25 protein-coding genes and 1 pseudogene are annotated in these 26288 nt (G+C 70.8%); 17 read left to right on the top strand and 9 right to left on the bottom strand.

From position 1 onward, the window contains the following. Positions 1-139 precede the first annotated feature (139 nt). The 4 genes and pseudogenes from ACIA8X_RS30270 (at position 140) to ACIA8X_RS30255 (ending at position 5960) form a co-directional block, all read left to right on the top strand. A pseudogene (locus ACIA8X_RS30270) lies at positions 140-3324 on the top strand (cytochrome P450). A gap of 24 nt (positions 3325-3348) precedes the next feature. Further along, on the top strand, positions 3349-4311 hold the full coding sequence (locus ACIA8X_RS30265; protein ID WP_393447090.1) for a phosphotransferase family protein: 963 nt from the start codon (positions 3349-3351) through the stop codon (positions 4309-4311). Between the two features lie 57 nt (positions 4312-4368). After that, on the top strand, positions 4369-5658 hold the full coding sequence (locus ACIA8X_RS30260; protein ID WP_393447088.1) for an ROK family protein: 1290 nt from the start codon (positions 4369-4371) through the stop codon (positions 5656-5658). Positions 5659-5720: 62 nt separating this feature from the next. Beyond that, the gene (locus ACIA8X_RS30255; protein WP_393447086.1) at positions 5721-5960 is read left to right on the top strand and encodes a hypothetical protein; all 240 of its coding nucleotides are present in this window, start codon (positions 5721-5723) and stop codon (positions 5958-5960) included. A gap of 47 nt (positions 5961-6007) precedes the next feature. Here ACIA8X_RS30255 and ACIA8X_RS30250 read toward each other — a convergent pair whose 3' ends face one another. Then, positions 6008-6973, bottom strand: a complete 966-nt coding sequence (locus ACIA8X_RS30250; RefSeq protein WP_393447084.1) for an SDR family NAD(P)-dependent oxidoreductase — start codon at positions 6971-6973, stop codon at positions 6008-6010. An 86-nt stretch (positions 6974-7059) separates the two neighbouring features. After that, positions 7060-8070 carry a PHP domain-containing protein gene (locus ACIA8X_RS30245; protein ID WP_393447349.1) on the bottom strand — a complete coding sequence of 337 codons (1011 nt, stop codon included), beginning with the start codon at positions 8068-8070 and terminating at the stop codon, positions 7060-7062. Positions 8071-8169: 99 nt separating this feature from the next. On the opposite strand from ACIA8X_RS30245, the gene ACIA8X_RS30240 reads away from it, so the two are divergent. Further along, the gene (locus ACIA8X_RS30240) at positions 8170-8406 is read left to right on the top strand and encodes a hypothetical protein (RefSeq protein ID WP_393447082.1); all 237 of its coding nucleotides are present in this window, start codon (positions 8170-8172) and stop codon (positions 8404-8406) included. Between the two features lie 255 nt (positions 8407-8661). On the opposite strand, the gene ACIA8X_RS30235 is transcribed toward ACIA8X_RS30240, so the two are convergent. Continuing rightward, positions 8662-9891, bottom strand: coding sequence for a lectin (locus tag ACIA8X_RS30235; RefSeq protein ID WP_393447080.1), 1230 nt, complete (start codon positions 9889-9891; stop codon positions 8662-8664). A 246-nt stretch (positions 9892-10137) separates the two neighbouring features. Here ACIA8X_RS30235 and ACIA8X_RS30230 point away from each other — a divergent pair, with 246 nt between their 5' ends. After that, entirely contained in the window at positions 10138-10914 is a 777-nt protein-coding gene (locus ACIA8X_RS30230) for a sulfite exporter TauE/SafE family protein (RefSeq protein ID WP_393447078.1), read from the top strand. Positions 10915-10984: 70 nt separating this feature from the next. Here the strand turns inward: ACIA8X_RS30230 and ACIA8X_RS30225 are convergent, their stop codons facing one another. The 3 genes from ACIA8X_RS30225 to ACIA8X_RS30215 form a co-directional block, all read right to left on the bottom strand. Continuing rightward, positions 10985-11365: a VOC family protein gene (locus tag ACIA8X_RS30225; protein WP_393447076.1), complete on the bottom strand. Its 381-nt coding sequence runs from the start codon at positions 11363-11365 to the stop codon at positions 10985-10987. Between the two features lie 103 nt (positions 11366-11468). Continuing rightward, positions 11469-12110: a VanZ family protein gene (locus ACIA8X_RS30220; RefSeq protein WP_393447074.1), complete on the bottom strand. Its 642-nt coding sequence runs from the start codon at positions 12108-12110 to the stop codon at positions 11469-11471. Between the two features lie 164 nt (positions 12111-12274). Then, positions 12275-12937: a DUF4230 domain-containing protein gene (locus tag ACIA8X_RS30215; RefSeq protein WP_393447072.1), complete on the bottom strand. Its 663-nt coding sequence runs from the start codon at positions 12935-12937 to the stop codon at positions 12275-12277. A gap of 135 nt (positions 12938-13072) precedes the next feature. Between ACIA8X_RS30215 and ACIA8X_RS30210 the strand changes: the two genes are divergently transcribed. From ACIA8X_RS30210 to tuf, 3 genes are all read left to right on the top strand, one after another. Next, a complete protein-coding gene (locus tag ACIA8X_RS30210) occupies positions 13073-13558 on the top strand; it encodes a cytochrome P450 (protein ID WP_399459592.1) in 486 nt (161 codons plus the stop codon). A gap of 175 nt (positions 13559-13733) precedes the next feature. Beyond that, on the top strand, positions 13734-14687 hold the full coding sequence (locus ACIA8X_RS30205) for a ribose-phosphate diphosphokinase (RefSeq protein WP_393447068.1): 954 nt from the start codon (positions 13734-13736) through the stop codon (positions 14685-14687). 80 nt (positions 14688-14767) lie between these two features. Beyond that, positions 14768-15961 carry an elongation factor Tu gene (gene tuf / locus ACIA8X_RS30200; protein ID WP_399459591.1) on the top strand — a complete coding sequence of 398 codons (1194 nt, stop codon included), beginning with the start codon at positions 14768-14770 and terminating at the stop codon, positions 15959-15961. On the opposite strand, the gene ACIA8X_RS30195 is transcribed toward tuf, so the two are convergent. Both ACIA8X_RS30195 and ACIA8X_RS30190 read right to left on the bottom strand, forming a co-directional pair. Continuing rightward, positions 15954-16319, bottom strand: a complete 366-nt coding sequence (locus tag ACIA8X_RS30195) for an anti-sigma factor antagonist (protein ID WP_393447064.1) — start codon at positions 16317-16319, stop codon at positions 15954-15956. The two genes, tuf and ACIA8X_RS30195, sit on opposite strands and share 8 nt — an antisense overlap. 174 nt (positions 16320-16493) lie before the next feature. Continuing rightward, positions 16494-16931 (bottom strand): MarR family winged helix-turn-helix transcriptional regulator, encoded by a 438-nt coding sequence (locus tag ACIA8X_RS30190; protein WP_393447062.1) that lies wholly within the window; start codon positions 16929-16931, stop codon positions 16494-16496. A gap of 103 nt (positions 16932-17034) precedes the next feature. Between ACIA8X_RS30190 and ACIA8X_RS30185 the strand changes: the two genes are divergently transcribed. Then, on the top strand, positions 17035-18486 hold the full coding sequence (locus ACIA8X_RS30185) for an aldehyde dehydrogenase family protein (protein ID WP_393447060.1): 1452 nt from the start codon (positions 17035-17037) through the stop codon (positions 18484-18486). A gap of 25 nt (positions 18487-18511) precedes the next feature. Continuing rightward, complete coding sequence (locus ACIA8X_RS30180) at positions 18512-19618, top strand: NAD(P)-dependent alcohol dehydrogenase (RefSeq protein ID WP_399459590.1); 1107 nt, start codon at positions 18512-18514, stop codon at positions 19616-19618. Between the two features lies 1 nt (position 19619). On the opposite strand, the gene ACIA8X_RS30175 is transcribed toward ACIA8X_RS30180, so the two are convergent. Then, positions 19620-20570, bottom strand: a complete 951-nt coding sequence (locus ACIA8X_RS30175) for an NADP-dependent oxidoreductase (RefSeq protein WP_399459589.1) — start codon at positions 20568-20570, stop codon at positions 19620-19622. 71 nt (positions 20571-20641) lie between these two features. Here ACIA8X_RS30175 and ACIA8X_RS30170 point away from each other — a divergent pair, with 71 nt between their 5' ends. The 6 genes from ACIA8X_RS30170 to ACIA8X_RS30145 all read left to right on the top strand — a co-directional run bounded on the left by ACIA8X_RS30170 (position 20642) and on the right by ACIA8X_RS30145 (position 26269). Further along, positions 20642-21640 (top strand): GlxA family transcriptional regulator, encoded by a 999-nt coding sequence (locus ACIA8X_RS30170; RefSeq protein WP_399459588.1) that lies wholly within the window; start codon positions 20642-20644, stop codon positions 21638-21640. Between the two features lie 288 nt (positions 21641-21928). Continuing rightward, on the top strand, positions 21929-23653 hold the full coding sequence (locus ACIA8X_RS30165) for an ATP-binding protein (protein WP_393447052.1): 1725 nt from the start codon (positions 21929-21931) through the stop codon (positions 23651-23653). 4 nt (positions 23654-23657) lie between these two features. Beyond that, on the top strand, positions 23658-24068 hold the full coding sequence (locus ACIA8X_RS30160) for a roadblock/LC7 domain-containing protein (RefSeq protein WP_030043913.1): 411 nt from the start codon (positions 23658-23660) through the stop codon (positions 24066-24068). Then, the gene (locus ACIA8X_RS30155) at positions 24065-24436 is read left to right on the top strand and encodes a DUF742 domain-containing protein (protein WP_093909899.1); all 372 of its coding nucleotides are present in this window, start codon (positions 24065-24067) and stop codon (positions 24434-24436) included. The genes ACIA8X_RS30160 and ACIA8X_RS30155 overlap by 4 nt, the downstream gene beginning before the upstream one ends. Further along, the gene (locus tag ACIA8X_RS30150) at positions 24417-25022 is read left to right on the top strand and encodes an ATP/GTP-binding protein (protein WP_274236456.1); all 606 of its coding nucleotides are present in this window, start codon (positions 24417-24419) and stop codon (positions 25020-25022) included. Before ACIA8X_RS30155 ends, ACIA8X_RS30150 begins: the two co-directional genes overlap by 20 nt. Then, on the top strand, positions 25019-26269 hold the full coding sequence (locus tag ACIA8X_RS30145; RefSeq protein WP_393447049.1) for a cytochrome P450: 1251 nt from the start codon (positions 25019-25021) through the stop codon (positions 26267-26269). Before ACIA8X_RS30150 ends, ACIA8X_RS30145 begins: the two co-directional genes overlap by 4 nt. Positions 26270-26288 lie beyond the last annotated feature (19 nt).

The raw sequence follows: 26288 nt of genomic DNA, 5'->3' as shown, positions 1-26288 counted from the left end.
GCACCTCCTGACCTCGGGCGCAAGAGCGACGTACATCCGTGCACTACACAATCATGTAGTGCGGGGGCGCGAGCGGCCGGGACCCGTCGAGCACGCTTGGTCGCAGTACTCCCGTACCGCGAAAGGCAGTTGTCGCGCCATGCCCCCCACCGCGCCGCACCCGCAGACCATCGACGCCCCCCTCCCCGGCGTCCCCGTCGTCGACATCACCGCCGTCGGCCCCGGCCGCACCCCGATCCAGCAGGTCATGGAGCTGATGCGGGAGCACGGGCCGGTGCTCGTGCGGCGGCTGCACGGGCGGGACACGCTGTTCACCGCGGACCTGGACCTGGTGACCGACCTCGCCGACGAGAAGCGGTTCGCCAAGCATGTGGGGCCCGCCCTGGAGAACGTCCGGGAGTTCGCCGCCGACGGACTGTTCACGGCGTACAACGACGAACCGAACTGGGCCAAGGCGCACGACATCCTCATGCCCGCCTTCGCGCTCGGCTCGATGCGCACCTACCACCCCGTGATGCTGAAGGTGGCGCGGCGGCTCATCGCGTCCTGGGACCGTGACGCCCGCGGCGGACAGCCGGTGAACGTCCCCGACGACACGACCCGGATGACACTGGACACCATCGGGCTGGCCGGCTTCGGTTACGACTTCGGTTCCTTCGAGCGCTCCGAGCCACATCCCTTCGTCGAGTCCATGGTCCGCTGCCTGGAGTGGAGCATGTACCGGCTGGCCCGCGTCCCGGACCAGGACTACTCGGCGGCCGACGCGGCCTTCCTGGACGACTCCGCCTACCTCGCCCAGGTCGTCGACGACGTCATCGCCTCCCGCGCCGGCACCGACCAGCGCGAGGCCGAGGACCTGCTCGGGCTCATGCTCAGCGCCGAGCACCCGCAGGACGGCACCACCCTCGACACCGCCAACATCCGCAACCAGGTCATCACCTTCCTGATCGCCGGCCACGAGACGACCTCCGGCGCGATGTCCTTCGCCATGTACTACCTGGCCAAGCACCCGGCCGTGCTTCAGCTGGTCCAGCGCGAGGTGGACGAGCTGTGGGGCGACCAGGCCGACCCCGAGCCGACGTACGACGAGGTCGGCAGGCTGACGTACACCCGCCAGGTCCTCAACGAGGCGCTGAGGCTGTGGCCGACGGCCGCCGCCTTCAGCCGCCACGCCCTTGAGGACACGATGCTGGGCGGGCGCGTCCCGCTGCGCGCCGGGCAGTCCGTCACCGTGCTCGCGCCGATGCTGCACCGGCAGCAGGTCTGGGGCGACAACCCCGAGCTGTTCGACCCCACCCGCTTCACGCCCGAGGCCGAGGCGGCCCGCTCGGTGCACGCCTTCAAGCCCTTCGGCACCGGTGAACGCGCCTGCATCGGGCGGCAGTTCGCCCTGCACGAGGCGACCATGCTGCTGGCGATGCTGGTCCACCGCTACCGGCTGCACGACCACGCCGACTACCGCCTCAGCATCAAGGAGACCCTCACCCTCAAGCCCGACGGCTTCACTCTCACCCTGACCCCGCGCACGCCCGCCGACCGCGTCCACACCCCGCTGCCCGGCGCCGCCCCCGCGACCACGGAAGCCGTCTCCGACACGGCCGCCCTGCCCGCCCGCGTCCGCCCCGGCACCAGCGCCCTGTTCCTGCACGGCAGCAACTACGGCACCTGCCGCGACTTCGCCGCCCAGCTCGCTGACGAGGCCGCCGCCATCGGCTGCGAGACGCAGGTCGCGCCCCTCGACGCCTACGCCGGCGGCCTGCCCACCGACCGGCCGGTCGTGATCACCGCTGCCTCCTACAACGGCCGCCCCACCGACGACGCCACCGCCTTCGCCGCCTGGCTGGAGGCGGAGGCGGAAGAGGCCACGGACGTCACCTACGCCGTCCTCGGCGTCGGCGACGCAACTGGGCCGCCACCTACCAGCACGTCCCGACCGGCTTCGACGACCGCCTCGCCGAACTCGGCGCCACCCGCCTGGTCGACCGCGCCGCCGCCGACGCCTCCGGCGATCTGACCGGCGCGGTACGGGACTTCACGGCCCGGCTCCGCACGGCGCTGCTGGAGCAGTACGGCGACCCGGACGCGGGACCCGTCGACGGGATCGGCGAGCCCACGTCGGCGTACGAGGTCCGCACCCTGACCGGAGGCCCGCTGGACGCCCTCGCCGAACGGCACGGACTCGTCCCGATGACGGTCACCGAGGCCCGCGACCTCACCGCCCCCGGCTACCCGCGGCGCAAGCGCCTCGTCCGCGTCGCCCTGCCCGACGGCGTCACCTACCGCACCGCCGACCACCTCACCGTCCTGCCGGCCAACGCCCCGGACCTCGTCGACCGCGCCGCCACCGCACTCGGCGTCGACCTCGACACCGTCCTCGACATCCGTGCCACCCGCCCGCGCCGCGACGGCCTCGCCCTTGACCGGCCCTTGACGGCACGTCAACTCCTCACGCACCACGTCGAGTTGCAGGAGCGCCCTAGCGCGGCCCAGCTCTCCGTCCTCGCCGCCGCCAACCCGTGCCCGCCGGAGCGGATGGCGCTCGCGAACCTGGCCGACGATCCGCGCACCCTCGTCGAGGTGATCGAGGACTTCCCGGCCCTGCGTGGCGCCCTGGACTGGCCGACGCTCCTCGATCTCCTCACGCCGCTGCGTCCCCGCCACTACTCGATCTCCTCCTCGCCGTCGGCCGATGCCGGTCACGTGGACCTGATGGTCTCCTTGCTCCAGGCCCCCGCACGCTCCGGCAAGGGCACCTACCGGGGCACCGGATCCGGCTACCTCACCGCTGTCGAGCCCGGCGACACGGTGTACGCCCGCGTGCAGCCGTGCCGGGAGGTCTTCCGGATCGACGGCTCGACCCCGGTCGTCATGGTCGCGGCGGGCACGGGCCTCGCCCCCTTCCGCGGCGCGATCGCCGACCGTACGGCCGCCCTCGCCACCGGCGCCGAACTCGCCCCGGCCCTCTGCTACTTCGGCTGCGACGCCCCCCAAGCCGACTTCCTGCACGCCGAGGAACTGCGCGCCGCCGAGACCGCCGGAGCCGTCTCGCTGCGTCCCGCCTTCAGCGCCGCCCCGCGAGGCGGCGTGACCTTCGTGCAGCACCGCATCGCCGCCGAGGCCGACGAGGTCTGGGAGCTGCTCGGCGCGGGTGCCCGGGTCTACGTCTGCGGCGACGGTTCCCGGATGGCACCGGGCGTGCGGGAGGCGTTCCGTACGCTGTACCGGGAGCGCACGCCGGGCGCCGACGACGCGGCGGCCGGACGGTGGCTCGACGGGCTGATCACGGACGGCCGCTATGTGGAGGACGTGTACGCGGCCGCCTGACCGAAGGGGAGGGGTGGGCGCACGGTGGTGGACTCCTGGGAACGGGCGCGACAGGTCCTGGAGGCGGCGGGTCTGCCACCGGGACACCTCGCCCACCTGCGCCCCCTGTCGGGCGGCACCTACAACACGGTCGAGGAACTGCTCCTGTCCGACGGCCGCCGCTACGTGCTCAAGGTGCCGCCCGCGCCGACCGTCCCGGGTCTGACGCACGAGAGCGAACTGCTCGTCTCCGAGGCGGAGTTCTACGGCGCGGCCGCCAAGGCGGACGTCCCGGCCCCGCGTGTGGTGTTCCTGGGCAGCCACCTGCTGATGACCGCCTGCCCGGGCGACCCCTGGAACGGCGCACTCACCGACACCGAGCGAAGCACCCTGCGCACGGAGCTGGGCCGCCAGGTCGCCCGGCTCCACGCCATCACCGGGCCGGGCTTCGGCTACCCCTCCGGCGCCCTCGGCCCGCTCGCCCCCGACTGGCGCACCGCGTTCACCGGAATGCTCGACGCGGTCCTCGACGACGCCCGCCATTACGGCGCCCGGCTGCCGCGCCCCGTGGACGATGTCGCCCGTGCGCTCCAGGTCGGCTACGACGCGCTGGACGAGGTCACCGTCCCGCGCCTGGTCCACTTCGACCTGTGGCAGGGCAACATCCTGGTGGACCGTGCGGCGGGGGAGGCCCGGATCGGCGGCCTCATCGACGGGGAGCGGATGTTCTGGGGCGACCCGCTGGCCGACTTCGTCTCCCTGGCGTTGCTCGGGGACATCAAGACGGACGAGGCGTTCCTGGCGGGATACCGGGAGGCCGGAGGGCGCGCCGACTTCGACGTACCCGCCCGCCTGCGCCTGGCCCTCTACCGCGGCTACCTCTACCTGATCATGCTCACGGAGACGGTTCCGCGGGCGGCCGACGCCGCACAGAACCGCCGGGTCCAGGAGACGGTCGCCCCGGAGCTGCTGGCGGCGCTGGCCGAGATCGAGGACCTCACGGCGTAGGTCACAATGGGGGCGGGTTCGAACGGGGTGGAACAGGGCTGGTCCGAAGGGGAACGCATGGCGGGGCGGAACGGGCGCACGGTACGGGACCTCAGACGGGGCAACCGTACGGCCGTACTGCAGCGCCTCTACTTCGACGGCCCCCTCAGCCGCTTCGAACTCGGCCCGGCGACCGGGCTCAGCTCCGGTTCCGTCAGCAACGTCGTCGCCGAGCTGATCGCCGACGGCCTGGTCGAGGAGGCCGGCAGCGTCGACTCCGACGGCGGCCGGCCGCGCATCCTGTTGCGCGTGGCTCCCGGCAGCGGCCACATGATCGGCGTCGACGTCGGCGAGACCCGGGTGCGGATCGGCCTGTTCGACCTGACCCTCACCGAACTCGCCCGCGCCGAACGGCCCTTGACGCAGGCGCGGTACGAGGTGGACGGCATCGTCGGCCATGTGCGTGACGGCATCGCCGAGGTGCTCGCGGGCGCCGGAATCGGGCCCGAGCGGCTCCTGGGCGTCGGCATCGGTGTCCCCGGCATCGTCGAACACGCGCCGCGCACCGGCGCCGTGGTGCACGGGCAGACGATCGGCTGGGACGCGGTGCCGCTGGAGCGGCTGCTGCGGGACGGGTCCCAACTCCCGGACGACGTCCCGTACTTCATCGACAACGGCGCCAGGACCCTCGGCCAGGCCGAGATGTGGTTCGGCGGCGGACGCGGCGCCCGCAGCGCGATCGTCGTGCTGTTCGGCTCCGGCGTCGGCGCCTGTCTGGTCGCCCCCGAGGTGGAGCACGGGCGCGCGGTCGAGTGGGGGCATCTGACGGTACGGGTCAGGGGGCGCCGCTGCCGGTGCGGTGCGCTCGGCTGCCTGGAGGCCTACGCGGGCGCGGAGTCCCTGCTGGAACGCTGGCGCGAGGAGGGCGGGAGCGTGCCGGAGGGCGCCGACGAGGAGACCGCGCTGGCGGCGATGCTGGCCGGCGCGTATCCCCCCGAGGGCGAGACGGCCGACCCGAGGGCGCTCGCCGTACTGGAGGAGACGGCCGAGTACGTGGGCGCCGGCCTGTCCGACCTGATCAACCTCTTCATGCCCGAGCGCATCCTGATCGGCGGCTGGGCGGGTCTCCAGCTCGGCGCCCGGTTCCTGCCCGCCGTACGCCGCCACGCGGCCGCCTACGCCCTGCGGCGTCCGGCCCAGAAGGTCACCGTCGACCTGGGCCGGCTCGGCCCGGACGCGGTCACCGTCGGTGCCGCGATCCTGCCGCTCGCGGACTTCTTCGCACGGGGCGGCCGACGCGCCGAGTCCGTGACCGAGGGGCCTTTGTCCGTTCGGGGCGCCTCCCTCGCCGAGCGGGTGGCGCCGTGACGTTTCGCCGGTGAGGCAGGCGGTACTCGCGGGGCGTTCGGACGACGCCAAGGAGATGCACGATGGCTGATCACGATCGCGAGGCGCCGGACCGGACCGGCGAGCCGGTACCGCGGGACCTGCAGGACCAGCAGGCGGACGCGGGGGAGGACCCGTGGGAGGTGCCCGTCGAGCCCGCGGACGACGCCACCGAGGCGGACGACGTCCCCGACACCGACGAGGCGGGCACGGGCCGACAGGGGGCGCAGCGGTCGGACACGGCTCAAACGGAACATCCGGAGCCCCAGGAGCCGTCCGGCTGAGAGCCGGGACAGAACGGCCCCTGGTCGCCCCACCGCCGCACAGGCTCTCAGGGCGCGGGGAACGCGTTCACGCCCGTCAGCTCCGCCGAGAGCTCCCACAGGCGTGCCGCCTGCTCCGGGTCGATCGCCCAGTCCTTGACGCCACCGCGCTCGTCGCCGTCCACAGCGGGCTCGGCGATGTCGCAGTCCTCCAGGTAGACACCGCCCATGCCGTTCAGCTGGGGCGAGGTCGCGGCCCATACCTGCGTGGCCGCGCCCTGCTCCGGGTTCTTGAAGCCCTCGGGGTTGAGCGGGGTGCCCTGCTCGTCGATCCAGCCGCGCTCGACCATCTCCTCCTTCGGGATGTGGCGCTGCAGTGGGGTGAGGATGCCACCCGGGTGGAGCGAGAAGGCCCGTACGCCATGGCCGGCGGCGAGCCTGTCGAGGTGCACGGCGAACAGAACGTTCGCGGTCTTCGCCTGCCCGTACGCCTGCCACTTGTCGTAGCCCTGCCGCCAGTGGATGTCGTCCCAGCGCACCCCTGAGAAGTGGTGGGCACGCGAGGACACCGAGACGACGCGGGCGCCGCCGGGCTCGATCGCCGGCCAGAGGCGGTTGACCAGGGCGAAATGGCCGAGGTGGTTGGTCGCGAACTGGGCCTCCCAGCCGGGGCCCACCCGGGTCTGAGGGCAGGCCATGATCCCGGCGTTGTCGATCACGATGTCGACCGTGCGGCCGGAGGCGAGGAACCGATCGGCGAAGCCGCGCACGCTCTCCAGGTCGCCGAGGTCCAGCTCGTCCAGTTCGACTCCGTCGAGGTCGGCCAGCGCCTCCTCGGCGGTGGCCCGGCGGCGGGCGGGGACGACGACACGGGCGCCCGCCTTGGTGAGCGCACGGGTGGTCTCCAGGCCGAGGCCCGAGTAGCCGCCGGTGACGATCGCGAGCTTCCCGGTCAGGTCGATGCCGTGCAGGACTTCGTCGGCGGTGCTGGTGGCACCGAAACCGGAACCGATCTTGTGCTGTGCAGTGGTCATGAACGAAACGCTACGAATTGGAGCGCTCTCCAAGTCAAGCGGCCAGATCAGCGCAGAGCGTGGCGAACCCAGGAACACCCGCCCGGTCACTTCTCGCGCGTCCAGTCCAGCAGCTCCTCGACACCCCAGGTGGTGATCACCCGCTCGGCCGGCACCCCGCACTCCTCCGCCCGCGCACAGCCGTACCGCTGCCAGTCGAGCTGCCCGGGCGCGTGCGCGTCGGTGTCGACGGAGAACAGCACGTCCGCCGCCAGGGCCCGGCGCAGCAGCCGTCGGGGCGGGTCGAGGCGCTCGGGCCGGCTGTTGATCTCCACGGCCGTGCCGGATTCGGCGCACGCGGCGAAGACCTCGTCGGCGTCGAACTCGGACTCCGGCCGGCCCCGCCCGGTGATCAGCCGCCCCGTGCAGTGGCCGAGGATGTCGGCGTGCGGGTTGCGTACGGCCGTGACCATCCGGCGGGTCATCGCGCCCGCGTCCATCCGCAGCTTGGAGTGCACGGACACGACCACCACGTCCAGCCGCTCCAGCAGCTCGGGCTCCTGGTCGAGCGACCCGTCGTCGAGGATGTCGCACTCGATGCCGGTGAGCAGCCGAAACGGCGCCCACGTCGCGTTCAGCTCCGCCACCACGTCCAGCTGCTCGCGCAGCCGGTCCGCGGACAGCCCGCGGGCCACGGTCAGTCGCGGGGAGTGGTCGGTCAGCGCCGCCCACTCGTGCCCGAGCTCGGCCGCCGTCCGGCCCATCTCCTCGATCGGGCTGCCGCCGTCCGACCAGTCGGAGTGCAGATGGCAGTCCCCGCGCAGCAGCTCCCACAATGCGTGGCCGCCCTCGGGCGGTGCGGCAGCGGGCGCGCCCTCCAGGTCCGCCAGATAGCCGGGCATCTGACCGGCCAGCGCCTCGCGCACAACCTGTGCCGTCTTCGGGCCGACACCCCGCAGCGTCTCCAGCGTCCCGGCCTCCGCCCGCGCCCGTACCTCGTCCTCGGGCATGTCGGCCAGCACCCGGGCGGCCGTACGGAAGGCGCGTACGCGATACGTCGGCGCCAGGGACCGCTCCAGCAGAAAGGCGATCCGGTTCAGCGCGTCGACGGGATCCATCGCCACCTCCTCCTCCAGGGTTGCCCGCCGCTGCCGCTCCCGCATGCGCGGAGGACGCGTGAGGATTCGTTGACGCGGGTTGCGTTCTACGCTCTATGCATGACCGAAATCGGGAGCCCGCACATCTCGCACCCGCGGATCATGGTGCTCGGGGTTCAGCCGGGCACGTCGCCGTTCCGCATCATGGAGATCGACGGTGTGGTCGTCGGTGAGGCGAGGGCCATCACCGACGTCCTGGAGACCGCCGCAGCCTTCGGTATCACGGTCCACGACCTGGACGACCCGGACGTGGTCCGCTGGGTGGGCGGCGACAAGTTCACCTGGGTCCACCACTAGGTCCTGTCGTTTGGATCAGCTCGGCTGTGAGGATCGGTTCCTCTTGGCCGACCCGAGCGGGGTCTGGTGCGTGCAGCTGCAAGGCGGAGGAGGGAGTCGACGCGATGGGGGTCCCCCCGCGCGAGGTCGTTCGAGCGTGGGGGAGTCGGCGACCGACGACAACGCCGCAGATGTGCGTGCCAGGGCCCGCGACGCCGGGATGATCCAAACGACAGGGCCTAGACGCCCGGGTGAGGTGACCGTGGGACGGTCGGGTCAGCCGACCGTCCATTTCTGGTTGGCCGTGCCCGTGCAGGTCCAGATCTGCAGCCGGGTGCCGTTGGCCGCGTTGTTGCCGGTCACGTCCAGGCACTTGTCGGCCTGCGGGTTGACGATGTCGCCCGCCGCGGTGACGGTCCATCTCTGGTTCGGGCCGCCGGAGCAGTCCCACAGCTGCACGGTCGTGCCGTCGGCGGTTGCGTTGCCGGTGGCGTCCAGGCACTTGCCGAGCGCGCGCAGGGTGCCGTCCGCGCCCACGGTCCACTGCTGGGCGGCGGTGCCGTTGCAGTCGTAGAGCTGCACGGGCGTGCCGTTGGCGGAGCTCGCCCCGGCCACGTCCACGCACTTCCCGCCCAGTCCTCTGACCGCGGCGCCGGCGGGCGAGTCGCCGGTCGTCACCGAGACGTGGTCCACCACCAGTTGCTGCGGGAAGACCGTCGAGCCGTCCGGGTCGCCGGGCCAGTAGCCGCCGACCGCCAGGTTGAGGATCAGGAAGAACGGCTTGTTGAACACCCAGGTCCGCCCGCCCAGGTCGGCCGGCGTGCGCCGCTGGTAGACGTTCCCGTCGACGGACCAGGTGATGGAGTCGGGCGCCCAGTCGATGGCGAAGGTGTGGAAGGCGTCCGCGAAGGCCTGCCCGCCCGGGAGGGAGTAGGCGGCGCCTATACCGCCGGACCCGGAGTAGCCGGGGCCGTGCAGGGTGCCGTGCACGGTCGAGGGCTCGAAGCCGACGTTCTCCATGATGTCGATCTCGCCCGAGTCCGGCCAGTTGACCGGTGTGCCCAGCATCCAGAACGCGGGCCACATGCCCTGCCCGCGCGGCACCTTCAGCCGCGCCTCGACGTGCCCGTACTGGGCGGTGAACTTCCCGGCGGTGTTCAGCCGGGCCGAGGTGTACTGGCAGGTGCCGTACCAGCACTGGTAGTTGGCCGGGTTCTCGCGCCGGGCCGTGATCACCAGGTGCCCCTGGCCGTCCAGCGCCGCGTTCTTGTTGCCGGAGGTGTAGTACTGCCGCTCGTGGTTGTTGACGTTGTCGCCGGTCTCGATCTGCCACTTCGACGCGTCGACGGCGGCACCGGCAGGCCCGTCGAAGCCGTCGGAGAACGTCACCGCGGCGGCGGTGGCGTCCGGCGGTTCCGCCTGCGCGGGGCCGATCGCGGCGGACGCGACCAGGACGGCCGACAGGGCGGCCAGCAGACACGTGCGGAGCAGGCGTGGGGAGGCCATCGTGCTCCCTTCCGTGCGGCGGCCCGATGAACGGGTGCGCCGACCGAGGTGGGGGGTGAAGGTGTCGCCACTTGATTTAAGGAGTGAGATAAGAGGGCGTCAATACCTTGGTACGGACCAGTGTTGGGTGGACGGGCCGGGGGAGCTGTCCCGGAGTCAGGTCCTTCGGTGCGGGGACTCAGGATCGTCGTGCCATCCGGCATGGTTCGTCCGCCGCCGAAGTGTGCGGTTTCTAGGCTGCTTTCCATGAACGCCGCACACATCGGTGAGCTGCTCGCCGTCCTGGCCGCGGGCATCGCCGCCGGCGCCGTCAACGCCGTCGTCGGATCGGGGACGCTGATCACGTTCCCGGTCCTGCTCGCGACCGGCCTGCCGCCCGTCACCGCCACGGTCTCCAACGCGCTCGGCCTGATCCCCGGCTCGATCAGCGGCGCCATCGGGTATCGCCGGGAACTGCGCGGTCAGCGCCGACGCATCCTGAAGTGGGGGGCCGGCGCCCTGCTCGGCGGACTCACCGGTGCCGCGCTGCTGCTCACGCTACCCGCCTCGGCGTTCGAGCGGATCGTGCCGGCCCTGGTGGGGCTCGCCCTCGTACTGGTCGTTCTCCAGCCGCTGATCAGCAGGAGGCTGCGCGATCGCCGCGCACGGCAGGGGAGAACCGCACGCCCCGACGGCGGCCTGCTGCTGCTCGCCGGGCTGACCCTGGCCAGCGTCTACGGCGGCTACTTCTCGGCCGCTCAGGGCATCATCTACGTCGCCCTGATGGGCATGCTCCTCGACGACGATCTGCAACGCCTCACGGCCGTCAAGAACGTGCTCGTCGCCGTGGTCAACTCCGTCGCCGCGCTGTTCTTCCTCGTCGCCGCGGACTTCGACTGGACGGCCGTCGCCCTCCTCGCCATCGGGTCCGCGATCGGCGGCCACCTCGGAGCGACGACGGGCCGCCGGTTGTCCCCCGTTGTGCTGCGGTCACTCATCGTGGTGGTCGGAACGGTGGCCATCGTGCAGTTGCTTGCGCGCTAGGTGGCCGCCAGGTCTCCGGTGTTCAGGTTCTTCTTGGCCGATGAACCCTCCACCGGAGACCTCACTTGCTTCAGAGGGGGTTGAGGCGGGCCTTGAGCAGGCAGAACTCATTGCCCTCGGGGTCGGCGAGAACGTGCCATTGCTCCTCGCCGGTCTGGCCGATGTCTGCCTTGCGCGCACCGAGCTTCAGGAGGCGTTCGAGCTCGGCGTCCTGATCGCGGTCGGTGGCGTTGACGTCGATGTGCAGCCGGGACTTCCCCGGCTCCGGCTCGTCCCTGCGGCTGAGGATGATCGTCGGCTGCGGACCGCCGAACCCTTCGCGCGGCCCGATCTCGATGCAGTCGTCCCCTTCGCGATCGAGCACGACGAAGTCCAGAACCTCGCACCAGAACCGCGCCAGCACCTCAGGATCGCGGCAACCGAGCACGAGTTCACTGATACGACATGCCATAAACGCAACCCACTCTCAGTCTGCGGAAACAACCTCACGACCGTACCGGACGAGCTGAGCACGGGCGAACTGTTTCGGGCTGCTCTCCGGGCCGCCCTGTCCGTCAGGAACGACGCTCCTTCGTGTGCACCGCCCGGCTCAGCCGCCGCCCGAGCAGCAGGTAGCCGATCAGGGCTCCGCTGGTGTTGAGGAGGACGTCGTCGATGTCGAAGGCGCGCCCCGTCACCAGCGCACCCTGCGCGAACTCGACCAGAAGCATCACGGTCGCCGTCAGCAGCAGGACACGCAGGACGCCGCGCGTCCGTGGCGCCACGACCGGGACCAGGATTCCGAACGGAACCCCGAGCAGCAGATTCCCGCCGATCTGCCGGACGGCGTCCCGCAGTTCGGGCTGGTCCAGATAGGCCCGCAGGGAGCGGCCCGGATGCAGGTTGGTGTGGGTGAGGGCCTCCGATGCGGGCGAGGGCTGCAGGGTGAGCTTCGCCAGGACGACGGCGAAGGCGACCATGAGCGTGAAGGCACACAGCATGGCCAGCAGGCGGGCCAGGAAGCGCAGCGGGTGCCGGTCGGGTCGCGGGGTGGGCTGGGCCTTGGTACCGGCCCGGGGTTTAGCCCCGGTACCGGCCCGAGGTTTGGCGCCGCGCTCGGACTTGGCGCGGCGCCCCGGCTTCTTGGTGTCGGCCTTGGGCTTTGCGCCGCCTGCCGATGTGGCGGCGCGTGCGGGTTTGGCGTTGCCCGCGGTCATGGCGACGCCTGTGCTCTTGGAAGTGCCGGGGCGTAACGCGGCACGCGAACGTGAGGTTCCACGGGCCATGCGATCCTCCAGTCTTCAACTTCCTTGCGTACTAGGGGGATTACCCCGGTGCCGCGTCGAGATGCCCGCTGCGTCGCGCCCGGTTGTGGCAGGGGTCAGGCCCCGTACGTCACCTTCACCTCCTTGAAACCGAGGGAGTGCAGCAGCCCTTCGAGCATGTCGGTGGTGTTGGACTCGGCGCGGGACGTCAGCCCGCTCTGCTTGGCCGCGTCGCCGATGTGCTTGACCGCCAGCTTCTGCACGGCCTGTTCACTGTTCGGGTTGTCCGAGAACAGATCGCCGAGGCGGTCGAGGAGGCCGCGCTCCTTGGAGACGGCGTAGGAGCGGTCGGGGTCAAGGGACGGCTTGCCGAGGGCGGCGTGCGGGAGGCTGAGCGTGGCGGACGTACGGTCGTCGTTGACCGTCACGTCGTCCTCGCCGACCTTTCCGAGGTCGACGTAGGCGTCCACGGTGCCCGCGCCGACGTACAGCGTGCGGGTGCCGCGGATGGCGTCGGGCAGGAACTTGGCGTCCTTCTCCAGATCCACGACGATCTGGAAGTTGCCGGTGGCGGCGTCGTAACGGCTCATGTCCTGGATGGACTGCAGCAGCGCCGGACCCGAGCGGTCGTTGGTCTCGGTGCCGAACAGGTCCTTGAGGCCGGGGATCACGCTCAGCCGGATCCCGGCGAAGAAGACGACGAGCACCAGGACGAGGGCGCTCACCACCTTCGCCCAGCCGGGCATGCGCGTGTTGATGCGCTTGATGGGGGTCGTCATGTCGACGTTCCTCCTTCCCTGTTCAACGAAGTACCCCGAAATCCCTTGCCGGACCTGTCCGTTGGCCGATTGCGGCCCCTGACTGGAGCAGGCCCTAGCGTGGGGGTGTCCGTACCGGCGCGTCTGGAGACCCGGATGAGCGCAGACAGCTCGCCCCCGCCGCTTCGCCCCATGCACCGCATCAGCCTCCCCGAGCCCGGACCGCCCCGGCTCACCTCCCTCGCCACCGGCACCCCGGTGTGGCTCGTGACCCGGTACGCCGAGGCGCGGCAGGTGCTCATGGACCCCCGGTTCGACCGGAGCTCGCTGCGCGCCCCCGACGCCCCGCCCCTGCTCGTCGTACCGAATCTGCTGGACGCCCCCGACGGACTCCGCGACCCGGAGGTCTTCCCGCCCGGCGAGCCCGACCTCTTCGCGCCCCTGACCTCGCCCACCATCGCCTTCGGCGCCGGGCCCCACCACTGCCTGGGCGCCTGGCTCGCCCGCCTGGAGCTCGAACTCGCCCTGCCGCGCCTGGCCGCCCGCTTCCCGAACCTGCGCGTCGAGTTCACCCCCGGGACCAACGAGTGGCGGGAGGGGCAGATGACGCGGAGCCCGCTCCGGTTGCCCGTGTCCTGGTGAGGGCCGTCACGACCGAGGCCGTCACGACCGAGGTCATCACGACCGAGGCCGTCACGACCGAGGTCATCACGACCGAGGCCATCGCCACATGCCCTCGCCCGCGTGAGCCGCAACGTTTCTGCAGATCTCAGTAGCATGAGTCCGCCACCCGGAATGATCATGCTAGGAGCGGATCGTGCGAGAGATTGCCGTGTTCAGCGGTAGTGCCCACCCGGAGCTTGCCGCGGAGGTCTGTGCCCACCTCGGGGTGCCGCTGAGCCCCAGCCGGGTCAGCCGGTTCGCCAACGACTGCCTGGAGGTGCAGCTCCAGGCCAACTGCCGGGAGCGGGATGTCTTCCTGATCCAGCCGCTGGTCCGCCCCGTCCAGGAGCACCTGGTCGAACTGCTGCTGATGTGCGACGCCGCGCGCGGGGCGTCCGCGAGCCGGATCACCGTCGTCATGCCGCATTACTCCTACGCCCGCTCCGACAAGAAGGACGCGCCCCGTATCTCCCTCGGCGGCCGGCTCGTCGCCGACCTGATGGTGGCGGCCGGTGCGAGCCGCGTCCTTGCCATGACCCTCCACTCGCCCCAGGTGCACGGCTTCTTCACGGTGCCGGTCGACCACCTGCACGCGTTGCGCGAACTCGCCGCGTACTTCCGGCAGTACGACCTCTCGCGTACGACCGTCGTCTCGCCGGACCTCGGCAACGCCAAGGAGGCCGCCGCGTTCGCCCGGCTGATCGGCGCCCAGGTGGCCGCCGGCGCCAAGCAGCGGTTCGCGGACGACCGGGTCAGCATCAACACCGTCATCGGCGAGGTGACCGGGCGGGACGTCATCGTCCTGGACGACGAGATCGCCAAGGGAAGTACGGTTCTCGAACTCCTCGACCGGCTGCGGGAGTTGGGGCCGCGATCGATCAGGGTCGCCTGTACGCACGGTCTGTTCGCGTCTGGCGCGCTGAAGCGGATCGGCGAGCAGCCCGACGTACTGGAGATCGTGTGCACCAACACCGTGCCGGTCCCGGCCGAGGAGCGCACCGAGAAGCTGCGGATCCTGTCCATCGCCCCGGCGCTCGCCGAGGCCGTGCGCCGCATTCACAACGGGGAGTCCGTGAGCGCCCTGTTCGACGCGCCGGGAACCGAATAGACAGGAGGGAGCGGAGCAACGCTCGGCATCACCCGGATGCCCGGCGCTCGGCATCACCCGGATGCTCAGGAGGGCTCGCCATGGCGAAGGCGAAGTTCGAACGGACCAAGCCGCATGTGAACATCGGGACCATCGGCCACATCGACCACGGGAAGACCACGCTCACGGCGGCCATCACGAAGGTGCTGCACGACAGGTACCCCGGCCTCAACCCGTTCACGCCGTTCGACCAGATCGACAAGGCGCCCGAGGAGCGCCAGCGCGGTATCACGATCTCGATCGCCCATGTCGAGTACGAGACGGAGCGCCGGCACTACGCGCACGTCGACTGCCCCGGGCACGCCGACTACATCAAGAACATGATCACCGGCGCGGCCCAGATGGACGGCGCGATCCTGGTCGTGGCCGCCACCGACGGTCCGATGCCGCAGACCAAGGAGCATGTGCTGCTCGCCCGGCAGGTGGGTGTGCCGTACATCGTCGTGGCGCTCAACAAGACCGACATGGTCGACGACGAGGAGATCCTGGAGCTCGTCGAGCTGGAGGTGCGTGAACTGCTCACGGAGTACGAGTTCCCGGGCGACGACGTCCCGGTGGTCAAGGTCTCCGCGCTGAAGGCCCTGGAAGGGGACCCGGAGTGGGCCCAGTCGGTGCTCGATCTCCTGGAGGCCGTCGACACGGCCGTCCCGGAGCCGGAGCGTGATGTGGACAAGCCGTTCCTGATGCCCATCGAGGACGTGTTCACGATCACCGGGCGCGGCACGGTCGTCACCGGCCGGATCGAGCGAGGCAAGCTCCTCGTGCACAGCGAGGTCGAGATCATCGGCATCCACGACCAGAAGACGAAGACCACGGTCACCGGCATCGAGATGTTCCGCAAGCTCCTCGACGAGGGCCGGGCCGGGGAGAACGTGGGGCTGCTGCTGCGGGGTGTGAAGCGGGAGGACGTCGAGCGCGGGCAGGTCGTCATCAAGCCGGGATCGGTCACCCCGCACACGGAGTTCGAGGCACAGGCCTACATCCTGTCGAAGGACGAGGGCGGCCGGCACACCCCGTTCTTCCAGAACTACCGTCCCCAGTTCTACTTCCGCACGACGGATGTGACGGGTGTGGTCACCCTGCCGAAGGGCACCGAGATGGTCATGCCGGGCGACAACACCGGCATGCATGTCCAGCTGATCCAGCCCATCGCCATGGAGGAGGGGCTGAAGTTCGCCATCCGCGAGGGCGGCCGGACGGTGGGGGCCGGTCAGGTCACCCGGATCCTCAAGTAGCGGGCTGGCCCAGGGCGGCGTCCAGCGTCGGATGCGGGGGCAGCAGCCGCGACAGGCCGGTGATCCTCAGGACGCGCAGGGTCAGTGGGTGGGTGCAGACCAGATGTAACTGCCCGCCGTGGTCGTGCACCCGGCTGCGGGCCCGGTAGAGCAGGCGCAGTCCGGAGCAGTCGAAGAACTCGACGCTCCTGAGGTCGATCACGATCCGGGCGTCGGGGTGTGCCGTCACCCGGTCCAGATAGGGGGCTATCTCCACCGCCGCCGAGATGTCGATCTCGCCGCGGAACTCCAGCACCGTGTGCCCCCGGTGCCGGTGGACGCGCAGATGCCGACTGAACGGCGCAGGTTCCTGCTGCACGACGACATCGCCTCCAACCTGCTCACTTACGGCGGCTGCTCAAATCCAGGCCCCGCACTGCAAGTTACCCTCGATTGAGCGAATCTGAGCATGTTCGATTGACATATGTCTTCGAATTGCGACAGTCGCTTCGCGTGATGAGCGGGGGGCGGGCGGGGGATGTGCGGGACGCGGCTACGACAGCGCGTGCCAGGCCTTGGAGAGTGCCTGGCGGAACTGCTCGGTCTGATGGGCCGTGAGGTCCCGCACCATCCGCTCCTCCAGCTCCCGCACGGCCCCCTCGTGCCGGGCGAGCAGCTCGCGGCCGGTGTCGGTGAGCAGGATCAGCAGCTCCCGGCGGTTGCGCGGGTTGCGCTCCCGGCGGACCAGGCCGCGGGTCTCCAGGCTGCGCACCAGATCGGCGATCGACTGCGCCGTGACGAACGAGTCCCGGGCCAGCTGTGCGGCCGACAGTCCGTCGTGGCGCTGCAGGACGGTGAGCGCGGTGTACTGCAGCGCGGTGATCCCGGACGGTCTGACCAGCTCGTCCAGGTGGGAGCGCACGACCAGCTCCACCTGCTTCACCATGTAGAGAAGCGACGGAGGTGCCTTGGTTGCCTGGGTGTCGAGCATGAGTTCAGCCTAGAGCATTGACAGGAAACCTGTCTGTAATGAGACTGCGGACAAACAGGAATCCTGTTGGTTGAAATCTTAGCGATGAGGCTGAGGAGTGGGGATGACCACCTTCGAGATCGAACCCGGTCGGTTGTTCATCGGGGGCCAGTGGCGTGAGGCCGCCGACGGAGCACGCACCGAGGTGGTCGACCCGTCCCGGGGCGCGGTCGTCACGACCGTCGCGGACGCGGGCGCCGCCGACGTGGACGCGGCCGTACGCGCCGCGCGGGACGCCTTTGACGACGGTGCCTGGTCCGGGCTGAGCGGACGTGAGCGAGGTCGGGTGCTGCACCGGGTCGCGGAGCTGATCCGGGAGAACGCCGACCAGATCGCCGAGCTGGAGAGCCGGGACGTCGGCAAGCCGATCACGCTCGCCCACGCCGTGGACGTCACCAACGCGGCCAATGACTACGAGCACTTCGCCGCCCTCGCCCACTCGCTGGACGGCTCCGTCCGGGACACGCCCATGAACGCCCTCGCCTACGTCCGGCGCCGGCCGCTCGGAGTGGTCGCGGCGATCACGCCGTACAACTTCCCCCTCATCCTGGCCGGCTCGAAGATCGCACCGGCGCTCGCGGCGGGCAACACGGTCGTGCACAAGCCGGCCGAGGAGACGCCGCTCAGCGCCCTCTACATGGCCGACCTCTTCAAGCGCGCCGGGGTTCCGGACGGCGTGGTCAACGTCGTCACCGGCGGCCCCGCGGCCGGCGAGGCGCTGCTGCGGCACTCCGGTGTCGACAAGGTCGCCTTCACCGGCTCGACCGCGGTCGGCCGGAAGGTCGCCGGTATCGCCGGTGAGTCGCTCAAGCCCGTCACGATGGAGCTCGGCGGCAACGCCGCCCACCTCGTCTTCGAGGACGCCGACCTGGAGAAGGCGGTCGGCGCGATCATCAAGGGCTTCGTCTTCAACACCGGGCAGTTCTGCATGGGCGCACCACGGCTGCTGGTCGCGCGCCAGGTCTACAGCACGCTCCTCGGCATCCTCGCCGACGCCGTGCCCGGCGTACCGCTCGGCGACCCGCGCAAGCCCGAGACCGTGATCGGCCCGATGGCGGGGGAGCGGCACCTGCGCAAGGTCGAGGAGTACGTCGACCTGGCCCGCAAGGAGGGCGGCCGCATCGTCTGCGGCGGCGAGCGGCTCGACCTCGACGGCGGCTACTACTACAAGCCCACCGTGATCGCCGACCTGCCGAACGACTCCCGCGTCATCCAGGAGGAGATCTTCGGCCCGGTCCTCACCGTCCAGCCCTTCGACTCCGAGGACGAGGCGATCGAGCTGGCCAACTCCACGCCGTACGGACTGGCCTCCGGCGTCCAGACCGGCAACCTGGCCCGCGCCCACCGTGTCGCCGACCGGCTCCAGGCCGGCATCGTCTGGGTCAACGACTGGGCGATGCTCGACCCGGCGGTCCCCTTCGGCGGCGTCAAGGACTCCGGCTTCGGCCGGGAGTACGGCACCGAGGCGCTCGACGCCTACACCACCACCAAGTCCGTCGTCGTCTCGCTCGACTGAGCGCACCGCCAAGGAGATCAGTCAGATGTCCATCACCACCCGTGCCGCCGTCGTCGAGTCCGGCGGGGCCCCCTTCACCCTCTCCGACGTCGAGCTCGACGAGCCCGGACCGCACGAGGCCGTCGTCCGCATGGTGGCGACCGGCCTGTGTCACACCGACCTCGGCGTGGCGAGCGGCGGACTGCCCTTCCCCCTCCCCGGCGTCCTCGGCCACGAGGGCGCGGGCGTCGTCGAGGCCGTCGGCTCGGCCGTGACCGGCGTCGCGCCGGGCGACCACGTCGTGCTGTCCTTCACCTCCTGCGGCGACTGCCGCAACTGCCGCGGCGGACACCCCGCGTACTGCGCCACCTGGCTGCCGCTGAACCTCATCGGCGGCCGCCGGGCCGACGGCACCAGCACGATCAGCCGGGACGGCGAGGGCCTCGGCGGCCACTTCTTCGGGCAGTCCTCCTTCGCCGAGCGGGCGCTGGTGGACGAGCGCAGCCTGGTGAAGGTCGACCCGGACGTGCCGTTGGAGTCGATCGCCCCGCTCGGCTGCGGGGTGCAGACGGGTGTCGGCGCTGTCTGGAACGTCCTGAAGCCGGTCACCGGCAGCACAGTCGTCGTCCTCGGTGCGGGAGCCGTGGGCCTGTCCGCGGTCATGGCCGCCGCCCTCACGCCCGCCACCAACATCGTCGCCGTCGACAGGGTCGGCGAACGCCTGTCGCTGGCAAAGGAGTTGGGCGCCACCCACACCGTCAACGCCGCCGAGGCCGACCTCGCCGAGGCGCTCGCCGGGATCACCGGAGGTCAGGGCCCGGACGGCGTCGTGGAGACCACGGGCAACGTCGGCGTCCTGCGCCAGGGAGTCGACGCGCTCGCCGCCCGCGGCACCCTGGTCGTCGTCGGCGCCCCGCCGTTCGGCACCGAAGTCGCCCTGGACGTCAACGGGCTGCTCGGCGGCAAGCAGATCGTCGGCCTGACCCTCGGTGACGCCGAGACGCAGAACTTCATCCCCGCCCTGGTCCGCCTGGTGAAGGAGGGGCGGCTTCCGCTGCACCGCCTGATCAGCACCTATCCGTTCACGGACATCGACCAGGCGGTACGGGACATGGGCGCGGGCAAGGCGATCAAGCCCGTGCTGACGTTCTGACTCAGTCGAGAGTGAGGACCAGCTTCCCCGTGGTCCGGCCGGTGTCGCCGAGTGCGTGTGCCTCGGCGGCATCGGCAAGCGGGAAGGTACCGGCGATCTCGGCGCGCAGCCGGCCCTGCTCGACCAGGTCCGCGATCGCCCGCAGGTCGGCGCGGTCGGCGTCCACGAGCATCCGCACGGCCCGTACGCCGAGCCGCTCGGCCTCCTCGTAGAACTCGGCGGATCCGACCGGCAGGATCGAGACGACGAGACCGCCCGCACGCAGCACGCTCAGCGAGCGCACCGACGTCTCACCACCCAGGGTGTCCAGCACGACGTCCACGTCCTTCACGGCCTCGGCGAAGTCCGTCTCCCGGTAGTCGATCAGCTCGTCCGCGCCGAGGCCGCGCAGGAACTCGTGCTTGCCCGCGCTCGCCGTGCCGATCACATACGTGCCCCGCGCCTTGGCGATCTGCACGGCCACATGCCCGACCCCGCCGGCCGCGGCGTGGATCAGCACCCGCTGCCCGGGCTGTACGTCCGCGTACTCGACGAGGGCCTGCCACGCGGTGAGGGAGACCAGCGGCAGCCCGCCCGCCTGCGTGTGGTCGATCGAGGCCGGCTTGTGTGCGAAGAAGCGCGCCGGGGCGGCGACGTACTCGGCGTGCGAGCCGTGTCCGAACGGGTAGGACAGCATCCCGAAGACCTCGTCGCCGGGCTGGAACCGGGCGACGCCGATCCCGACCGCCTCGACCACGCCGGAGACGTCCCAGCCCAGGACGAAGGGCGGCTCGCCCAGGAAACCGCCGGTCGCGCGGTGCTTCCAGTCGGTCGGGTTCACGCCGGCGGCGCGGACGCGCACCAGGACCTCGTTGGGGCGCGGCTCGGGTCGGTTCATCTCCACCAGCTTCAGGACCTCGGGACCGCCGAGGACGTCCTGGCTGATGGCTCGCATCGTGTTCACAGTGCTCATGGTGAACCAGCCTGCCGGGGGCCGCCGCGCGGGAAAATGGCACGAAGGCCAACCTTCGATAGGATCGTGCCATGAGTGGTGAGCGTGGTGGACGCGATGAACGTTGTGATCGTGGTGAACGGCCGGTGGAACGGGTCGTCGTCCTGGCCCTCGACGGCGTCTACCCCTTCGAGCTGGGCATCCCCAGCCGGATCTTCGGCGCCGCCGACGGCCGCTACGAGGTGCTGACCTGCAGCGTCGACGGCCTCCCGGTCCGCAGCAACGCGGACTTCACGATCGGCGTCCAGCACGGCCCGGAGATCCTCGCCACGGCCGACACCGTGGTGGTCGCCTCCATGGCCGTCCCGTACATCCCCACGGAGCTGTCCGCCGAGGTCGCCGACGCACTCGCGCGGATCCGCCCGGACGCCCGCATCGTGTCGATCTGCACCGCTGCCTTCGTCCTCGCCGCGGCGGGCCTCCTCGACGGCCGGAAGGCCACCACGCACTGGCAGGTGACCGATCTGTTCCGGCGCCGCTACCCACACGTCGACCTGGACCCGGACGTCCTCTTCGTCCACGACGGCCGGATCCTCACCTCGGCCGGCGCCGCCTCCGGCGTCGACGTCTGCCTGCACATGGTCCGCACCGACCACGGCAGCGAACTGGCCAACGCGGTAGCCCGGCGCTGTGTCGTGCCCCCGTTCCGCGACGGCGGCCAGGCCCAGTACATCGAGCAGCCGGTGCCGGAGAGCGGGGCCGCGAGCACCGCCGCCACCCGCGCCTGGGCCCTGGAGCACCTCGACGAACCCCTCACCCTGGCCGATCTCGCCGGCCACGCCCGGATGAGCCTGCGCACCTTCGCCCGCCGCTTCAACGACGAGGTGGGCCTCAGCCCCGGCCGCTGGCTGATCCAACAGCGCGTCGCGCGGGCCCGGCAGCTGCTGGAGTCCAGCGACCTGTCGGTCGACCGGATCGCCGGCCGGGTCGGCTTCGCGACGGGCGCCTCCCTGCGCCAGCACCTGCACGCCGCGATCGGGGTGTCGCCGCAGACGTACCGTCGTACGTTCCAGGCCGCCGCGACCCGCTGAACGCCGCCGAGGTGAACCCCAGGTGAACCGAGTCGTCGTTTCCTCCAACTGTGCAGGTGAGTAAAGCCATTTGTCGATTTACGTTCTCTTGGCGGACAGTGACGGAACCCTCACTTCCGCCAAGCTGTGTGGTTGATCCTTTTGCGTTCAAACCCGATAAGCTCCCGTTCGGCGCTGTGAGTTGACGCGGTCAAGACCTGGTCTTGATCGGTCGTCTCGCGGTGCGTACTCATGAGTGCGATCGCCTTGCACACCCCCCTTGATCGATCGTTGCCTCGAAGGATGCAGATGGAACTCGCCACTCCGCCGCCGGCGGCGCGGCCCCCTGTCGCCTGGTACAGCTGGTGGCTGATGCCACTGGCTTTAGGAGGTGGGACGGTTGCCGCCACGTTCATGAGCTCGGAGCGAATAACCGCCGGCGTCGCGGGCGTCGCCGCGACCGCCGCCAGTGCCGTGTGTGTACGCCTCCTGCTGCGCACCCGGACGCAGCTGACCAAGTCCGAGGGCGAGTTCCGCACCTCGCAGGCCGAGCACTCCCAGCAGTGGCAGCAGCATGTGGCGGGCCTGGAGCGGAAGTTCAGCGCCGACCGCGCCGCTCTGGAGACCCGCCTCGCCGAACAGTCCGGCGCGTACGAGGCCCAAATGGCCGAGCACGTCCGGGCGTACGAGGAGCGACTGGCCGAGGAGAGCGCCTCCTACGAGGAGCGGATCGCCGCCCAGGCCACGTCCTACGAGGCCCAGCTCGCCGATCAGGCCGAGGTCTGGCAGGAGCAGCTGGCCCACCAGCTCGCCGCCGTGGTCCGGCTCGCCGACGAGCAGCTCCCCGAGGCGATGCGCCAGCTGCGTGAGGGCGACGCCATCGACGACCTGCTGCCGAGCGTCAACCAGTGCGCCAAGGTCAGCGCCGAGTTGCAGGCCAACCTGCGCAAGGTCCTGCGGACCTCCCTGATCGGTGTGGAGGAGGAGTTCAACCGCTCGACCTCCGCCGAGCAGGCCGTGATCAGCGTCGGCAACCGTATCCACGTGCTGACCAGCAAGCTCCGCGGCCGCCTGCACGAGCTGCAGGGCGAGCACGGCCGGCTGCCGGCCGTCGCCCGGGGCCTGATGGAGCTCGACCAGGCGATCGGCCCCGCCGACTGTCTCGCCGCCAGCATCAGCGTGCTCGGCGGCTCGGACCGGCCCGGCCGGCAGTGGCAGGAGCCGCAGCGCCTGCTCAGCGTGGTCCGCGGCGGTATCGGCCGGATCAAGGACTTCCACCGGATCGACGTACGCCATCTGCCCGAACTCGGCGTCGACGGCGGCCTCGTGGACCACCTCACGCTGATCTTCGCGCACCTGCTGGACAACGCGGCCCGCTACTCGCCGCCCACCGAGCCGGTCGTCGTCTCCGGCAAGGAGGTCCCGAACGGCGTCGGCATCGAAATCCAGGACTCCGGCAAGGGCCTGAACGAGGAGAAGAAGCGCGAGGCCGAGGAGGCCCTGACCGGCACCGCTGCCGGACCGGGCATCGGTGGCATCTCCGAGGACGCCAACATCGGTCTGCGCGTCGTCGGTGCTCTCGCCCGCCGCTACGGCATCCGCGTCACCTTCGCGGACTCGCCCTGGCTCGGCACTTCGGTGGTGGTGGTGGTTCCGCACAAGTACTTCAGTCCGCTGCCCACCGCCGCCCCGGCCGCCGCGGCGACCCCGGCGGTGCAGTCCGCCGAGGCCGCCCCGGTGCGCACGGCGGCGGCCACCGAATGGGCGGCCGAGCCCGGCGAGGCCGTGGACACCACGCCCGGCGGACTGCCCCGGCGCCGCAGCAAACGGAACGAGACGGTGCGGCACGAGCCGGCCGAACGCCCGGAGCGGACCGAGGAGTCGAGCGTGGCCGCCGTCCCGCCGGACGCCTCGTTCGCCGGTCTGGCCGCCTTCGCCACGGCCGGCCGGGAGGTCGGCGAGGAGTCCACCGAGGAGGAGACCGCACCTGCCGGACGCGGATCCACCGAGCACCACACTGAAGAGAGCGACTAGTCCCATGACGCAACAGGGAACCGACGTGAGCTGGGCGCTCCGTGATCTGGTGGAGTCCATCCCGGAGATCCGATTCGCCCTCGTGGCCTCCAGCGACGGCAAGGCCATCACCTCCTTTGGTGCCGAAGACCCCGACGACGTCGACCGGTTCGCGGCCGTGGTGGCCGGACTGCAGGCGCTGGCCCAGCCGGTCGCCGAGCAGTTCCCCAAGTACGCGGGACAGCTCAGGCTGGCGATGATCGAGGTCGACGGCGGACACCTCTTCGTCGTACGGGCCGGGGTGGAGACCTATCTCGGCGTCCTCGCTCGGGAAGGCCTCGACCAGGGACTGCTCGGCCATCAGATGAGGGACCTGGCGCGCAGGATGGGTGAGTTGCTCGGCACCACTCCGCGCCTGGAGGAGCACTCTGGATGAGTGCTCCCCGCCGGCCCACGAATCCGTCCGGTCTCGAGCGTTATTACGTCCTCACCAAGGGGCGTAGCGGACCGGGCGGTTCGGCGTCGAGTCTCGACGTGGCAACACTCATCGTCTCCCGCACCGCCCCCGCACTGGGCTTGCAGCACGAGCACGAGGAGATCCTCCGGCGCTGCCGCGATCCGCTGTCGGTGGCCGAACTCGGCGCCCACCTCGGACTGCCCTTCAACATTCTCGCGGTGCTGCTGACGGATCTGCTGGAGGCAGGCCACGTCGAAGCCCGTGACCCCATCCCGGCACACGACGCCGGCCGCGGGCCCGACCTCGCGCTCCTTGAGGAGGTACTCAGTGGACTTCAAAGGCTTTGACCATCCCGGCGGGCCGGGTGGTGGGGGCACCCGCTCGGTGAAGGTGATGATCGCCGGTGGCTTCGGCACCGGGAAGACCACCATGGTCCGCTCGGTGAGCGACATCAAGCCGCTCACCACCGAGGAGACCCTCACCCAGGCAAGTGCCGACGTCGACCACCTCATCGGCGTCGCCGACAAGACGGAAACCACCGTCAGCCTGGACTTCGGCAAGATCGGCCTCAATGACAGCCTGATGCTGTACCTGTTCGGCACGCCCGGCCAGGAGCGCTTCTGGTTCCTGTGGAACGGCCTGTTCAAGGGCGCGCTCGGCGCGGTCGTCCTGGTGGACACCCGCCGGCTCGCCTCCAGCTTCCGGGCCATCGAGGAGATGGAGCGGCAGAACGTCCCGTTCGTCGTCGCGCTGAACGTCTTCCCCGACTCCAAGGACTACCCGGTCGAGGAGATCCGGGACGCCCTGGACATCCCCGAGCACATCCCGGTCGTGGCCTGCGACGCCCGCGACCGGGCCTCCAGCCGTGACGTGCTCGTCGCGCTGATACGTCACTTGAAGGATCGCTCCTCCGTCGCACTGGAGCCCCGATGAACGAGCAGACTTTAAACGGTCCCGACGCGCCCCGCGGGTGCCCCGTCGCGCACGGCGGGGCAGACCTCACGCGGCTGTACGGCCCGGACGCGGCCACCGACCCGCAGGCGATCTATGAGCGGCTGCGCAAGGAGCACGGCTCCGTCGCACCGGTGCTGCTGGAGGGTGAGGTTCCCGCCTGGCTCGTGCTCGGCTACCGCGACAACCGGCGGGTGCTGGACAACCCTCGTCAGTTCAGCCGGGACGCCCGCATCTGGCGGGACTGGCGGGAGGGCCGGATAGCGGAGTCCCATCCGCTGGTGCCGATGGTGGGCTGGCGGCCCGACTGCGTCTCCCAGGACGGAGAGCCGCACCGCAGGCTGCGCGGCGCGGTCACCGACGGACTGCTGGCCGCCTCCAGCCGCGGCATCCGGCGGCACGCCACGTACTTCGCGAACAAGCAGATCGACGGTTTCGCCGACGCGGGACACGCCGACCTGGTGGCCGACTACGCCGATCAGCTGCCGATGCTCGTGCTCACCCGGATCCTGGGCCTGCCCAAGGCGGACGGGCTACGCCTGGTCGAGTCGTGCGCCCAGGTCTTCAAGGGCGGCGAGGACGCCCTCGTCCACAACGGGCACATCATGCAGATCCTGGGCGAACTCGCCGAGCGCAAGCGGTCCGAACCGGGCTCGGACTTCACCACCGCCCTGCTGGAGCACCCGGCGGCGCTGGACGAGGACGAGGTCGTCAGCCATCTGCGCCTGGTGCTGATCGCCGCCCACACCACGACCAGCAACCTGCTGGCCCGGGTGCTGCAGCTGCTCCTGACCGACACGGCGCGGCTGTCCGGGCTGATCAGCGGTCAGCTGAACGTGTCCGCCGTGGTGGAGGAGGTCATGTGGAACACCCCGCCGCTGGCCGTCCTGCCGGCGCGGTTCGCCACCAGCGAGCTGGAGCTCGGCGGGCACGACATCGAGGAGGGCGACCTGCTCCTCCTCGGCCTCGCCCCCGGCAACGTCGACCCGGAGATCCGGCCCGACGAGGGTGTGACCGTCCAGGGCAACCAGTCGCACCTGGCCTTCAGCGCCGGTCCGCACGAGTGCCCCGGGCAGAGCATCGGCCAGTCCATCATCGAGGTCGGCGTGGACGTCCTGCTGCACCGGCTGACGGGCCTGCGGATGGCCGTACCGCCGGAGGAACTCAGCTCGACCGCCTCCACGTGGGAGTTCCGGCTGGACAGTCTGCCGGTCGAGTTCGCCGTCTAGGCAACGCCAAGGGGCCGCT

Origin of the sequence: Streptomyces sp. NPDC051738, assembly GCF_044453205.1 — a bacterium.
GTDB lineage: Bacteria > Actinomycetota > Actinomycetes > Streptomycetales > Streptomycetaceae > Streptomyces.
This window is presented reverse-complemented; position numbering and strand designations above follow the sequence as displayed.